The organism is Ornithinimicrobium flavum (assembly GCF_004526345.1).
Taxonomy (GTDB): domain Bacteria; phylum Actinomycetota; class Actinomycetes; order Actinomycetales; family Dermatophilaceae; genus Ornithinicoccus; species Ornithinicoccus flavus.
On the sequence record NZ_CP038213.1, the window covers coordinates 2,639,710 to 2,653,383 of the forward strand.

A 13,674-nucleotide genomic window follows, 5' to 3' on the forward strand; every position below is an offset into this window, starting at 1 on the left:
TCGTCGGGGCTTACTTGGCGGCCAGCTCGGCGGCCTTGCGGGCGGCGCCGTCCATCGTGTCCTCGATGCTCACGAGGGGGTGGGCGGCCTCGGCGAGGATGCGGCGCCCCTCCTCCACGTTGTTGCCGTCGAGCCGGACCACGAGCGGCTTGGTCTCCTCGTCACCCAGGATCTCCAGCGCCTTGACGATGCCGTTGGCGACCGCGTCGCAGGCGGTGATGCCGCCGAAGACGTTGACGAACACCGATTTCACCTGCTCGTCGCCGAGGATGACGTGCAGGCCGTTGGCCATGACCTCGGCCGAGGCGCCGCCGCCGATGTCGAGGAAGTTCGCGGGCCTGGCGACCCCACCGGTGAACTCCTCCCCTGCGTAGGCCACGACGTCCAGGGTGGACATGACCAGCCCCGCCCCGTTGCCGATGATGCCGACGTTGCCGTCGAGCTTGACGTAGTTGAGGTCCAGCTCCTTGGCCTGCGCCTCGAGCGGGTCGGTGGAGGCCTTGTCCTCCAGCTCGGCGTGGTGCGGCTGGCGGAAGTCGGCGTTGGCGTCGAGGGTCACCTTGCCGTCGAGGGCGACGATGTCACCGTCCTCGGTCCTCACCAGGGGGTTGACCTCCACCAGCGTGGCGTCCTCGTCGCGGTAGACCGCCCACAGCTTCTGCAGGACGGGGACGATCTTCTCCCCGGTCCCGGCGTCGAAGCCGGCCTGCTCGACGATCTCGCGGGCCTTGGCCTCGTCGATCCCGGTGTTGGCGTCCACCTCGACCCGGGCCAGCGCCTCGGGGCGCTCGACCGCCAGCTGCTCGATCTCCATACCGCCCTCCTTGGAGCACATGGCGAGCAGCGAGCGGTTGGCGCGGTCCAGCAGCACGGAGAAGTAGTACTCCTCCGCGATCCTGGCGCCCTGCGCGATCATCACGCGGTGGACGGTGTGGCCCTTGATGTCCATGCCGAGGATCGCGGCGGCGTGCTGCTCGGCCTCCTCGGCGGACTTCGCCACCTTGACACCGCCCGCCTTGCCTCGTCCACCGGTCTTGACCTGGGCCTTGACCACGGTGACGCCACCGGACTCCGCGCCACCCGCTCGGCGGCCGCGCGCGCCTCCTCCGGGGTGTCCGCGGTGGCGCCGGCCAGCACGGGGACGCCGTGCTTCTCGAACATGTCACGTGCCTGGTACTCGAACAGATCCACGAGTCGCTTCGCCTTCGCTCTCTGGGTAGGGGGACGGTGGGCTGGAACGGAACGGGTCCGGCGCCCCGGCGCCGGACCCGAGGATCAGTGGGCGGCCAGGTGCTCCCGCACCCACCGGGTGATCTCGGAGGTGGTCGTGCCCGGGGTGAAGACCTCGGCGACGCCCATCTCCTTCAGGAGGGGGATGTCGTCCTGGGGGATGATGCCCCCGCCGAAGACGACCACGTCGGACGCGTCCCTCTCGGCCAGCAGGTCCACGACCCGCCGGAAGAGGGTCAGGTGCGCCCCCGAGAGGACCGACATCCCGATCGCGTCGGCGTCCTCCGCCACCGCCGCCTCGACGATCTGCTCCGGGGTCTGGTGCAGCCCGGTGTAGATCACCTCGACGCCGGCGTCCCGCAGGGCCCGGGCCACGACCTTGGCTCCGCGGTCGTGCCCGTCCAGACCTGGCTTGGCCACGACCACGCGCAGCGGGGATGAGGTCATGGCGCGCAGGATATCGCAGGCCCCACCGCCGCACCGAGGCAGGCTGGCGGTCGCGGACGCGCCTAAAGCCGCACCAGCGGGGCCACCCGGACCAGAAGCCTCTTGACCCCGGCCTCACCGAAGTCCACGTGCGCCATCGTGTGCCTGCCGGTCCCCTCGACCCGGACGACGGTCCCCAGCCCGAAGGAGTCGTGGCTGACCCGGTCGCCCGGGGACAGGGCCTCCAGGTCGGCCGTCTCGGCGTCCGTGCGCTCGCGCCGTGCCGCGCTGCCGCGCGGGTCGAGGCGGACGACGGGTGCACGGCCGGGACCCGTCGACCCCCACCCCCGGCCCGGACCGGACGATCCCTGGCCCCAGGTGCCGAGCCCCATACCCTCGGCCGCCGACCGGCGACCCGTCATGCTCATGCGGTCGGCGTCCGTGCGCTCCCACGTGACCAGGTCGTCGGGGATCTCGTCCAGGAACCGGCTGGGCGGGAACCACTGGGGCGCCCCGAAGGAGGCCCGGCTGCCGGCCCGGGAGAGGTGCAGGCGCTCCCTGGCCCGGGTGATGCCGACGTAGGCCAGCCGTCGCTCCTCCTCCAGCTCCCGGGGGTCGTCCAGGCTCCGCTGGTGCGGGAACGTGCCGTCCTCCAGCCCGGTGAGGAAGACGACGGGGAATTCCAGCCCCTTGGCGGTGTGCAGGGTCATCAGGGTCACCACGCCACCGCCCCCCTCCTCCTGGGGGATCTCGTCGGCGTCGGCCACGAGCGAGACCTGCTCGAGGAAGTCCACCAGCCCACCCTCGGGGTAGTTGTCGTCGAACTCGCGCGCCACGGTGATCAGCTCGGTGAGGTTCTCCACCCGGGTCTCGTCCTGGGGGTCGGTGCTCGCCCGGAGCTCGGCGAGGTAGCCGGTGCGCTCCAGGACGGCCTCGAGCAGGCCCCCGATCCCGCTGGAGCCGTCGGCCGCGAGATCGCCCAGCTCCTCCAGCAGGGTGGTGAAGCCCCTGATCGCGGCCACCGAACGGCTGGCGATCCCCGGCGCGTCCTCGGCCCGGCCCAGCGCCGCGACGAAGGGGATGCGCTCTCGCTCGGACAGGGCACCCACCGCGGAGACCGCCCGGTCGCCGATCCCCCGTTTGGGCGTGTTGAGGATGCGCCGCAGGTTGACGTCGTCGGCGGGGTTCGCGAGGACCCGCAGGTAGGCGAGGGCGTCCTTGATCTCGCGCCGCTCGTAGAAGCGGGTGCCCCCGACCACCTTGTAGGGCAGCCCGGTGCGGACGAGCACCTCCTCCAGCGCGCGCGACTGGGCGTTGGTGCGGTAGAACACCGCCACGTCCCCGGGCCGCACACCGTGCCGGTCGCCCAGCTCGTCGATGGTGCGCGCCACGAAGGAGGCCTCGTCGTGCTCGCTGTCGGCGACGTAGCCGACGATCCCCACCCCCGCGTCCGCCTCGGTCCACAGCCGCTTGTCCCGACGGCCGGGGTTGCGGGCGATCACGGCGTTGGCGGCCGTCAGGATCGTCGACGTCGAGCGGTAGTTCTGCTCCAGCAGGATGGTCCGGGCGTCGGGGTAGTCCTGCTCGAACTCGACGATGTTGCGGATCGTCGCCCCCCGGAAGGCGTAGATCGACTGGTCGGCATCACCGACGACGCACAGCTCCGCGGGGGGCAGGACCCGGTCCTGGCCGTCCACGACGTCCCCGGCCACGCCGACCAGCTCCTTCACCAGCACGTACTGGGCGTGGTTGGTGTCCTGGTACTCGTCCACCATGACGTGCCGGAAGCGGCGCCGGTAGTGCTCGCGCACCGCGGGGAAGGCCTGCAGCAGGTGGACGGTCGTGGTGATGATGTCGTCGAAGTCCAGGGCGTTGGCGGCGCGCAGCCGCCGCTGGTACAGCGTGTAGGCCTCCGCCACCTTCTGCTCGTAGGTGTTGCCACCCACGGCGGCGGCGAAGGCCTCCTCGTCCACCAGCTCGTTCTTCGCCGAGGAGATCTTGGCCAGGAAGGCCCGCGCCGGGTAGCGCTTGGGGTCCAGGTCGAGGTCGCGGACCACCATCCCCATCAGCCGCTGGCTGTCGGCCGCGTCGTAGATCGAGAAGGAGGACTTCAGCCCGGCCGTGGCCGCCTCCCGCCGCAGGATCCGCACGCAGGCCGAGTGGAACGTCGAGACCCACATCACCCGCGCACGAGGCCCGACCAGGGAGGTCACGCGCTCGCGCATCTCGGCCGCCGCCTTGTTGGTGAAGGTGATCGCCAGGATCTGCCCCGGGTGCACGTGCCTCTTCGCCAGCAGGTAGGCGATGCGGGAGGTGAGCACCCGGGTCTTGCCGCAGCCCGCACCGGCCACGATGAGCAACGGGCTGCCCTCGTGCGTCACCGCCTCGCGCTGCGGTCCGTTGAGCCCTGCGAGCAGCTGCTCGACCGAGGGCCCCCGGTCCCCCGGGTCCTCGACGCGCCGGCCGGACCCGCCCGGCTCCACCGCCCACGCGGGCACGCCGCGGTCGTCGACGGCACCGGCCTCGGAGGCGTGGCCGCTCGCGGCCGACGGGGTCATGGAGGGGACCGGCTGGTCGAAGGGCAGGTGGTCGAACAGTCCGCTCATCGGGTCCATCCTAGGTCGGCGCGCCGACCGGGCCGGTCCGTCGTGCACAGCGGGGCCACCTACCCTGGGAACGTGCGCTCCCCCTGTCTGCTGCCCGGTGCCCGCCCGTGACCGGAGCCTCCTCGTCCTACCTCGACGCCCCCACCCTGGTCATCCTCGTGGGGGGTCTGGTCGTGGCCCTCGTCTGCCTCGTGAGCGGGCTCAACGGCCGGCCGCCGGGCCGGGGAACGGTCACCCTCACCTGGGTCCTGCAGGTCGCGGTGGTGGGCTACGCCGGCATCTACCTGGGCCGGCAGCTCACGGGTGCCGCCCCCCAGGGGCCCACCTGGGAGCTGTGGGCCTACCTCGTCACCATCGTCTTCCTGCCGGGCCTGGCGCTGCTGTGGGCGCGGGAGGAACCGACGCGGTGGAGCACCTTCGTCCTGGCGGTGGCCGCGTTCACGGCCGCGGTGATGGCCGCCCGGACCGCACAGATCTGGGCCGGCGTGGGCATGATGCCCGCGGGGCCGGCCTCGTGAGGCGCCCCACGGCGGACGCCGGCGACCGACGCCACGGGCCGGGCCGCGTCATCCTCGCCCTCTACCTCGTCTTCGTCATCGGCACCGTGTCGCGCTCCGCCGCCCAGATCTCCACGCGCTGGGACCAGGCACCCCTGGCCTACGGCCTGTCCGCGTTCGCGGCCGCCGTCTACGTGGTGGCGCTCGTCTCCCTCTCCCTCCGCGGCCGGGCCGCCTGGTGGGTGAGCCTGGTGGCGCTGGGCGTGGAACTGACCGGCGTCGTGCTGGTCGGCGCCTGGAGCTACCTTGCCCCGGAGCGGTTCCCGGACGCGACCGTCTGGAGCCACTTCGGCCGTGGCTACCTCTACATCCCCCTCGTCCTGCCGGTCGTCGGTCTCTGGTGGCTCCTGTCCGAGCGCGGCGCCCGGGCCCGTGGCGACCAGGGGCGGTCCGGGTGAGCACCGACCCGCCGGCCGAGCCCGAGGCCATCGGCCGCCGGCTCACCTGGAGGGACGCCGTCAGCTCGGTGCTGGGCCTGGCAGTCAGCGGCGTCCTCATCGTCTACGGGATGCCCCTCGTCCTCGACACCACGTGGGCCGAGATCGGCACCCAGCTGGCCCGCGTCCGTCCCGGCAGCGCCGCCCTCATGGCCCTGCTGCTCGTGGCCGGTCTCTTCTGCTACACCTGGGTCCTCATGGGCTCCCTGCCCGGGCTCAGCCACCTGCAGGCCCTCAAGGGCAACGCCGTGACCTCGCTCATCGGTAACCTCATCCCGCTGGGCGCGGCGGTCGGGGTCGCCGTCTGGGTCATGATGACCCGCAGCTGGGGCTTCCCCCGCCGCGCGGTCTCCGCGTCCCTGCTGGTCACGAGCCTGTGGAACCTCCTGGCCCGCATCGCGCTGCCGGTGATCGGGTGCCTGCTGCTCGTGGCCGGACCCGTGGATGCGCCCCAGCTCCTGGTGCGCGGGGCCGTCATCGCCGGGGCCGTCGGCACCGCGGCGATCGGCATCACCTCCGCGATGGTCCTGTCCGACACGGTCGCCAGGGGGGTCGTGCTGGGCCTGGACCGGGTCGCCGGGCTGCTGCGGCGCAGCGGCACCCGGGTCCGCCGGCTCGAGACCCTCATGACCGACCAGCGGGCCCGGGTCCGGGACCTCGTCCGGGGAGGCTTCTGGCCGATGACCCTCGGGATGACCGGTCAGTTCACCCTGCTCTTCTGCCTCTACTGGACCGCCGCCCGCACCGTCGGCGTCGACCTGCCCCTGGTCGGGCTGATCTGCGCCTACGCCTTCCGCCAGCTGCTGACGGTCTTCGCCGTGACCCCGGGTGGCCTGGGCGTCACAGAGGTGGGGACGGCCGGGATGCTGGTGCTGCTCGGCGCCGGTGCCGGGGCCGCGTCAGCGACCGCCCTGCTGTATGCCGTCTACGCCCACCTGGTCGTGGTGCCCTTCGGGCTCGCGGCCCTCGGCAGCTGGTGGTACGGCTCCGGCCCGGGAGGTCGGGGCAGCGACCCCGCCGGACGGGTGACCGGGTCCCCCGTCAGCTCCTGAGGAGCCGCCGGATCTGACGGCCCTGCGCCTCGAGCGCGAGGGTGTCGTCGACCGTGCCGGGCGCCCAGCCCCCCGTCGCCCGCCGGGCGGCGAGGGACAGCAGGCCGTCCGCGAGGGCGGGGTTGGCGGGCAGCACGGGCCCGTGCAGGTAGGACCCGACGACGTTGTGGGTCCGGGCCCCCTCGGTGCCGTCGGTCCCGTTGTTGCCGCTGCCGTGGCGCACCCGGCCGAAGGGAGCCTGACCGGCGCCGAGCTCGGTGGAGCCCGAGTGGTTCTCGTAGCCGACGACGGGGCCGAACCCGGTCTCCAGGACCACCGGGCCGATCATCCGGGTCCGGTTGCCGCGGGTCGTGACGCCCAGGATGCCGAGACCGGGCAGCCGGACCCCCTCCACGGTGATGAAGGCCTCGCCGAAGAGCTGGTACATCCCGCAGATCATGAGCATCGGCACCCCCTCGGCCGCCAGCTCCCGCAGGCGGTCGGCCTGGACGGCGAGGTCGTGCTGGACGCGCACCTGCCCGCTGTCCTGGCCGCCCCCACCCACGACCAGGTCGACGCGCCGTGGGAAGGGTGCGCCGGGGTGGTGGTCGTGGACGACCGGGCTGTAGCCGTGCCAGCGCAGCCGGGCCGCGAGGCACCGGGTGTTGCCCAGGTCCCCGTAGATGCTCATCTCCCGCGGGTAGAGGTGCACCACGTGGACCTCGCCCTTGTCGGCGGGCACCCCGGCCAGGGCCGCCACGTCGACGGGCAGGGTCGGCGACGACGTGCTCATGCGGCCGGGTCCTCCCCGAAGCGGGCCAGTCCGTAGCGGTCGGCCAGCCGGCGCCGCAGGTGCATCATGGCCGTGTAGGTGCAGAAGATGCGGGCCGGCTCCCCCTTGTGCTCGGCGAGGAAGCGGTCGAGCGCGAGGTCCAGGTCGGTCTCGACCTGCCCGACCTCCACCCCGTCGTAGCGCAGCCGCAGGGCCATGTCCCAGCCGCGCACGCCGGAGGTGATGGCCACCCCCTTGTGGCGCAGGGACTCGAAGGACACGTCGTACAGCCAGGACACGTCCCGGCCGTTCGGCGTAGTTGTCGTTGATGGCGATCATCGTCGCGACCGGTTCGGCGCCGTAGGTGCCGAGGGCGACGGTGAAGCCCGCGGGGTTCTTGACCAGCACCAGCTCCAGCGGCGCGCCGCCGGCGTCGATCACCTCGCCCCGGCCGAAGGGCGGGTGCACGGCGGCCAGCGCCGCGGCCGCGACGGACGGCGAAAAGTCCTCCCCCAGCAGCTGCCGTGCCATGCAGGTGGCGGCGGTGGCGTTGATCATCGCGGCCAGGCCGCGCTGGCGCAGGGTCACCGGGCCGACGTCGTGACCACCGGGGAACCGGACGGTGAAGGCCCGGCCGTCGTCGTCGGGGAGCAGCAGGGCGTCCCCGCCGCCCCCCGTCAGCTCCGGTCTGCCCTCGTCCTCGTCGAAGCGGACGTCCGCCTCCTGCAGCTCGGGCAACCGGTCGGCGACGGAGGGGTCGACCCCGAACCAGCGCACCTGCACGTCGGCGGCCAGGGCGTCCCGGATGCGGGAGACGAAGGAGTCGTCGGCGTTCAGCACGACGCTGCCCGAGGTCTGCTCGGCCAGCCGGGTGAGCAGCCCCGCGGTCGCGTCGATCTCGGCGAACCGGTCCAGCTGGTCGCGGGCGACGTTGAGCAGGAGCGCGTGGGTCGGCGGCACCTGGGCGGCGAAGTGCAGCGCGTGGGCCTCGTCCAGCTCGACGACGGCGACGTCGGCGTCGAGCCTGCCCCCCAGCCCGACCTCACCCAGCAGGGAGGAGATGACCCCCCGGGTGAAGTTGGACCCCGTGGGGTTGGTGAACACGCGCAGGCCGTGCTCGCGCAGGACCGCGACGAGCATCTTCGTCGTGGTGGTCTTGCCGTTGGTCCCCGAGACGACGACGACCCCCCGCGGCAGCGACCCGAGGGTATGCCGCAGCACGGCGGGGTCGATCCGCTCGGTCACCAGACCGGGCAGGGCCGAGCCGCCGCCCCGGAGGCGGGAGACCGCACGGGCGGCCTTCCCGGCCGCCAGCGCCGCGCTGGTCCGGGTCCGCCCGAGCGGGCCGCGCGGCATACCCCTCACTCCCACTCGATGGTCCCCGGGGGCTTGGAGGTGATGTCCAGCACCACCCGGTTGACGTCCTCCACCTCGTTGGTGATGCGGGAGGAGATCCGGGCCAGGACGTCGTAGGGCACGCGCGTCCAGTCGGCGGTCATCGCGTCCTCGCTCGAGACCGGGCGCAGCACCACCGGGTGCCCGTAGGTGCGGCCGTCGCCCTGGACGCCGACCGAACGGACGTCGGCGAGCAGCACGACGGGGCACTGCCAGATGTCCCGGTCCAGACGGGCCGCGGTGAGCTCCTCCCGGGCGATGGCGTCCGCCCGACGCAGGATGTCCAGCCGCTCGGCGGTGACCTCGCCCACGATGCGGATCCCCAGACCCGGGCCGGGGAAGGGCTGGCGCCACACGATGGCCTCGGGGACGCCGAGCTCCAGCCCCACCTGGCGGACCTCGTCCTTGAAGAGGGTGCGCAGCGGCTCGATGAGCTCGAACTGCAGGTCCTCCGGGAGACCGCCGACGTTGTGGTGGCTCTTGATGTTCGCCGTCCCGGTGCCGCCCCCGCTCTCGACCACGTCGGGGTAGAGGGTGCCCTGGACCAGCCACCGGACAGGATGATCGTGCTGACCGTCACCGTCCTGGCCCGTGCCCTCGTGGGCGTGCACGATGTCACGGGCGGCCTGCTCGAAGACCCGGATGAACTCCCGGCCGATGATCTTGCGCTTCTCCTCCGGGTCGCTCACCCCCGCCAGGGCCGACAGGAAACGCTCCCGCGCGTCGACCACGACCAGGTCGACACCGGTCGCCTCGACGAAGTCCTGCTCCACCTGCTCGGCCTCACCCTGACGCAGCAGGCCGTGGTCGACGAAGACGCAGGTGAGCTGGTCGCCGACGGCGCGGTTGACGAGGGCGGCCGCCACCGAGGAATCCACCCCGCCCGACAGACCGCAGATGACGCGGTCCTCGCCGACCTGGGCCCGGATCTGGTCCACGAGCTCCTCGGCGACGTTCTCGCTGGTCCACGACGGGCGGATGCCGGCCCCGCGCGTGAGGAAGTTCACCAGGACCTGCTGCCCGTGGGCCGAGTGCAGCACCTCGGGGTGCCACTGCACGCCGTAGAGCCGACGCTCGTCGTCCTCGAACGCAGCCACCGGGGCCCCGGGCGTGTCCGCCGTGACCGTGCACCCCTCCGGCGCCTCGAGGACGGCGTCGCCGTGCGACATCCAGACCACCTGCTCGGGGGGCTGACCGTCGAAGAGCGTGCTCCCGTCCACCCGCACCCGGGCCGTGGTCTGGCCGTACTCTCGCCGTCCGGTGCGCTCCACGCTCCCGCCCAGGGCCCGGGCCATCACCTGGAAGCCGTAGCAGATGCCCAGCACCGGGACACCTGCCGTGACGACGGCCTCCTCCAGCGCGGGGGCGCCGTCCGCGTAGACCGAGGACGGGCCGCCGGAGAGGATGATCGCCGCGGGCTGCCGGGCCAGCATGTCCTCCGCCGACATGGTGTGGGGGACGATCTCGCTGTAGCAGTCGGCCTCGCGCACACGACGGGCGATGAGCTGGGCGTACTGCGCCCCGAAGTCGACGACGAGGACGCCGCCGGGACGGGACGTGGGAGGGACGGGCTCGGTCACGCGGTCAGCCTACCTGCGGCGACCTCCCGGACCTCGCGGGCCGCGAGCTCGTCGCGGGCCTGCGCGCTGACCCTGTGCTCGACCCAGAACGACAGGAAGGGCACGCAGCCGGCGAGCATGACGCCGACCATCTTCCCCAGACCCCACCGGAGCTCGAAGCCGAGCAGCGCGGTGGCGACGAGGTAGATCATGTAGAACCAGCCGTGGGGCGCCGGCCACCAAGCCAGGACGTCGTTGTCGAAGCCGTAGCGCAGCACCATGTGGGTCGCCAGGACGAGCAGGAAGATGCCCACCAGGAAGGCCATCACGCGGAAGAACGTGAGCTTGGCACGGGGCGTCATACGGGCTCTCCTTGTCGGGTAGGGGCGGCCGCGGAGCGGTCCCGCTCGGTCGCGTCCTTGAGGAAGCGGTAGTACATGTAGCAGGCGAAGGCGGCGAAGACGAACCACTGGATGCCGTAGCCGAAGTTGCGCCAGACGATGCCGGACTCGCCGAACACCGGTGGGGGCACCCGCTCCACGACCCCCGCGGTGAGGCTGGGTGCCTCCTCGACGAGGAAGACGAAGCCGTTGTAGACCGGGTCGGTCCAGTCGTTGACCAGGTCGGCGGTGTCGATCGCGCCGCGCTGGCCCTCCGGCAGGTCGCCGGACACGGGTGACTCGGCGGGCGCGAGGGTCCCCACCAGGGTCACCGGGGTCGCCGCCGGGGCGTCCGCGGAGGCCGGGTCGGTCACGAACCCGCGCACGACCGGGAGCAGGCCCGCCGGAACGTCCCCGCTGGTGCGCAGCGGGGTCACCACCCAGTACCCCTCCCGCCCCTGCAGCAGGCGGTCAGGCACCAGGAACTGCAGCTCCGCGACGTAGGTGCCCCGGGCCCGGACCGACAGCCCGGCACCGTCCTGCGGGAACGCCTGCTGCGGTGCCATGACCTGGCCCAGCGGCTCGGTCGGGCGCGCGGCCTGAGCCTGCGCGTGCTCCCGGGACGCCTCGTTGGAGCTCACGCCGAGCTGCCACATCCCGAGCTGGTAGAAGGACACGAGGATCACCACGAGCAACGCCAGCAGGAGCAGCCAGGTCGGCTTGAGGGCGGTGCGGATCACCCCCTCAGGGTAGGCGATCAGCCTGCGTCGGCCAGCAGCGTGCTCTGGTCGTCGAAGACGTAGATGGATCCTCCGTAGCAGGCCACCCAGACGGTGTTGGTCACCGGGTCGTAGTCGATGCCGATCGGGCTGGCGTCGACCTGGACCGTGTCGATGACCTCCATGTCGGAGGTCCGGATCTTGGCGACGGACGCCTCGTCGTAGTTGACGACGTACAGCGCCGACTCGTCCGGGGACATCGCCACGGACCGCGGCTCCAGCCCCGGCGTGCCCTGGTCGACGATCTCCTCGGTGGCGGTGTCGACCTTGTAGACCGTGTTGGCCCCGCTGACCGTCAGGTACATCGTCGAGCCGTCCTCGGTGAGGTTCAGGTGACGGGGGCGCGAGCCGATGTTCATCACCACCTCCGAGCTGCGGCCCGGGATGTCGATCCGGTAGAGCTCGTCGGCGTACATCGCCACCGAGTAGGCCGTGGTGTTGTCCGGCATGATGACGATCCCGCGCGGGGCCGCGTCCATGGGGACCACGCCCACCTCCTCCCCCTTCTCGGTGTCCACGACCGACAGGGTGGCGTCGCACCAGTTGCTCACCAGCAGCGTGCTCTGGTCCGGGCTCAGGGCGACGTACTTGGGCACGGCCCCCACCTTGATGACCTGGTCCCAGGCCATCTCCTGGGCGTCGAAGCGGTAGACGAAGGAGGGTCCGACGCCGCTGTCGACGGTGCACGCGTCGAAGCCCGCGACCCCGAAGTTCTCGCCGTACATCGTGTACTGGGAGACGTAGGCGTACCGCCCGTCGTCGGTCCACACCGCCTCGACCGGGGACCCCTGGGAGATCCCGGGGTGCCCCTCGACGCCGAAGGCCTCGAGGTCGACCGAGTCCTCGAGCACGGCGACCTGCTCACGGGTGACGACGTCGAAGACGGTCGAGGTGTGGGAGTACATCATGTTGTTGGCGATGGCCAGGCCGTGCCCGGAGGCCATGACCGACTGGGGGTCAGCCCGCCGGTGAGGTAGTCGATCTGCTCCATCGCCGTGCTGTCGCTGGGGTGCTCGGCCTCCGCGGGCGTCCGCTGCCACGGCTCGTCGCCCTGGTCGGCCTCCTCCGGCTCCGCCTGAGAGGTGGCCGCGGCGTCCTGGTCGGGCGCGGCGGCGTCCGCGGTCTCCTCCTGCCCGTCCGGCGGCGGCGCGGGGGCGGCGCTCGGCGCGGTGCTCTCGCCAGGGCCGGTCTCCGTCGGGGCCTGGGCACCGGGCTCGTCGTCCGAGCCGAGCAGGGCGCCCGCACCGCACCCCCCGAGCAGCAGCGTGAGCGCCAGCCCGGCCGCCGTGACCCGCCGGCGTCGGACGTGGACCGGGTTCCTGCTCATCCTCATCCTGGGCTCAGCGCTCCCCGTACGGTGCCACGACCACTTCCACTCGCTGGAACTCCTTGACGTCGGTGTAGCCCGTCGTCGCCATCGCGCGGCGCAGGGCGCCCATCATGTTCGTCGTGCCGTCCGCCGTGCGGCCCGGGCCCAGCAGGATCTCCTCCAGCGTGCCGACGGTCCCGACGTGGACCTTCTCGCCGCGCGGCAGCACGGGATGGTGCGCCTCCGGCCCCCAGTGATAGCCCCCGCCCGGCGCCTCCTGGGCGCGCGCCAGGGCGGAGCCGAGCATCACGGCGTCGGCGCCGCACGCGACCGCCTTGACCACCTCGCCGGACACGCTGATGCCGCCGTCGGCGATGACGTGGACGTAGCGACCGCCGGACTCGTCGAGGTAGTCCCGACGGGCTGCGGCCACGTCCGCGATGGCCGTCGCCGCGGGTGCGTGGATGCCCAGGGCCGCGCGGGTGCGGTGGGTGGACCCGCCCCCGAACCCCACGAGGACGCCCGCCGCGCCGGTGCGCATCAGGTGCAGGGCCGCGGTGTAGGTGCCGGCGCCGCCGACGATGACGGGGACGTCCAGCTCGTAGATGAACCGCTTCAGGTTGAGCGGCTCGGCCTGGCTGGAGACGTGCTCGGCGGACACCGTGGTGCCGCGGATGACGAAGAGGTCGACACCGGCGTCGACCACGTGCCGCCACAGCTGCTGGGTCCGCTGCGGGGACAACGAGCCGGCCACGGTGACCCCGGCGTCCCGGATCTCCCGCAGCCTGGCGGCGATCAGCTCCGGGCGGACGGGCGCCGCGTAGAGCTCGCGCATCCGGGCGATCGCCGGCTCCGGATCGAGACCTGCCACCTCCTCCAGGGCCGGTCCGGGATCGTCGTAGCGCGTCCACAGACCCTCGAGGTCCAGGACGCCCAGACCCCCCAGACGGCCGATCTGGATGGCGGTGCGGGGCGAGACGACGGAGTCCATCGGGGCCGCGAGGATGGGCAGGTCGAAGTGGTAGGCGTCGATCTGCCAGCTGACGGAGACGTCCTCGGGGTCCCTCGTCCGCCGTGACGGCACCACTGCGACGTCGTCGAACCCGTAGGCCCGACGACCGCGTTTCCCGCGTCCGATCTCGATCTCGCTCACCGGTTCAGGCTACCTACCGCCGAGCCGTGCTCCGGTCACC

Annotated in this window: 12 protein-coding genes and 2 pseudogenes; 3 read left to right on the plus strand and 11 right to left on the minus strand. The window is 72.5% G+C overall.

Annotated features, from left to right (window positions below; all coding sequences use genetic code 11):
- Positions 1 to 10: 10 nt before the first annotated feature.
- The 3 genes and pseudogenes from sucC to pcrA all read right to left on the minus strand — a co-directional run bounded on the left by sucC (position 11) and on the right by pcrA (position 4,262).
- Positions 11 to 1,191 (minus strand): annotated as a pseudogene (sucC, locus tag E3Z34_RS12375) (ADP-forming succinate--CoA ligase subunit beta).
- A gap of 84 nt (positions 1,192 to 1,275) precedes the next feature.
- Positions 1,276 to 1,677: a coenzyme B12-dependent isobutyryl CoA mutase small subunit gene (locus tag E3Z34_RS12380; protein WP_134773852.1), complete on the minus strand. Its 402-nt coding sequence runs from the start codon at positions 1,675 to 1,677 to the stop codon at positions 1,276 to 1,278.
- 62 nt (positions 1,678 to 1,739) lie between these two features.
- Entirely contained in the window at positions 1,740 to 4,262 is a 2,523-nt protein-coding gene (gene pcrA, locus E3Z34_RS12385; protein WP_134773853.1) for a DNA helicase PcrA, read from the minus strand.
- Positions 4,263 to 4,369: 107 nt separating this feature from the next.
- Between pcrA and E3Z34_RS12390 the strand changes: the two genes are divergently transcribed.
- The 3 genes from E3Z34_RS12390 to E3Z34_RS12400 are packed head-to-tail and all read left to right on the plus strand — an operon-like array spanning position 4,370 to position 6,308.
- Positions 4,370 to 4,780, plus strand: coding sequence for a hypothetical protein (locus E3Z34_RS12390; protein WP_134773854.1), 411 nt, complete (start codon positions 4,370 to 4,372; stop codon positions 4,778 to 4,780).
- Positions 4,777 to 5,217, plus strand: a complete 441-nt coding sequence (locus E3Z34_RS12395; RefSeq protein ID WP_134773855.1) for a hypothetical protein — start codon at positions 4,777 to 4,779, stop codon at positions 5,215 to 5,217. Before E3Z34_RS12390 ends, E3Z34_RS12395 begins: the two co-directional genes overlap by 4 nt.
- Positions 5,214 to 6,308, plus strand: coding sequence for a lysylphosphatidylglycerol synthase transmembrane domain-containing protein (locus tag E3Z34_RS12400; protein ID WP_134773856.1), 1,095 nt, complete (start codon positions 5,214 to 5,216; stop codon positions 6,306 to 6,308). Before E3Z34_RS12395 ends, E3Z34_RS12400 begins: the two co-directional genes overlap by 4 nt.
- Here E3Z34_RS12400 and E3Z34_RS12405 read toward each other — a convergent pair.
- From E3Z34_RS12405 to E3Z34_RS12440, 8 genes and pseudogenes are all read right to left on the minus strand, one after another.
- Positions 6,298 to 7,080 (minus strand): type 1 glutamine amidotransferase, encoded by a 783-nt coding sequence (locus E3Z34_RS12405; protein WP_134773857.1) that lies wholly within the window; start codon positions 7,078 to 7,080, stop codon positions 6,298 to 6,300. The genes E3Z34_RS12400 and E3Z34_RS12405 overlap by 11 nt on opposite strands.
- Positions 7,077 to 8,415: pseudogene (locus E3Z34_RS12410) on the minus strand (MurT ligase domain-containing protein). Before E3Z34_RS12410 ends, E3Z34_RS12405 begins: the two are co-directional and overlap by 4 nt.
- Positions 8,416 to 8,420: 5 nt before the next feature.
- Positions 8,421 to 10,034 (minus strand): glutamine-hydrolyzing GMP synthase, encoded by a 1,614-nt coding sequence (gene guaA / locus E3Z34_RS12415; RefSeq protein WP_134773858.1) that lies wholly within the window; start codon positions 10,032 to 10,034, stop codon positions 8,421 to 8,423.
- Positions 10,031 to 10,375 carry a DUF3817 domain-containing protein gene (locus E3Z34_RS12420; RefSeq protein ID WP_134773859.1) on the minus strand — a complete coding sequence of 115 codons (345 nt, stop codon included), beginning with the start codon at positions 10,373 to 10,375 and terminating at the stop codon, positions 10,031 to 10,033. The genes guaA and E3Z34_RS12420 overlap by 4 nt, the downstream gene beginning before the upstream one ends.
- A complete protein-coding gene (locus E3Z34_RS12425; RefSeq protein WP_134773860.1) occupies positions 10,372 to 11,133 on the minus strand; it encodes an SURF1 family protein in 762 nt (253 codons plus the stop codon). Before E3Z34_RS12425 ends, E3Z34_RS12420 begins: the two co-directional genes overlap by 4 nt.
- A 17-nt stretch (positions 11,134 to 11,150) precedes the next feature.
- The gene (locus E3Z34_RS12430) at positions 11,151 to 12,116 is read right to left on the minus strand and encodes a YncE family protein (protein WP_134773861.1); all 966 of its coding nucleotides are present in this window, start codon (positions 12,114 to 12,116) and stop codon (positions 11,151 to 11,153) included.
- On the minus strand, positions 12,077 to 12,499 hold the full coding sequence (locus tag E3Z34_RS12435) for a hypothetical protein (RefSeq protein ID WP_134773862.1): 423 nt from the start codon (positions 12,497 to 12,499) through the stop codon (positions 12,077 to 12,079). Before E3Z34_RS12435 ends, E3Z34_RS12430 begins: the two co-directional genes overlap by 40 nt.
- Before the next feature lie 13 nt (positions 12,500 to 12,512).
- A complete protein-coding gene (locus tag E3Z34_RS12440) occupies positions 12,513 to 13,634 on the minus strand; it encodes a GuaB3 family IMP dehydrogenase-related protein (RefSeq protein WP_134773863.1) in 1,122 nt (373 codons plus the stop codon).
- Positions 13,635 to 13,674: the final 40 nt, after the last annotated feature.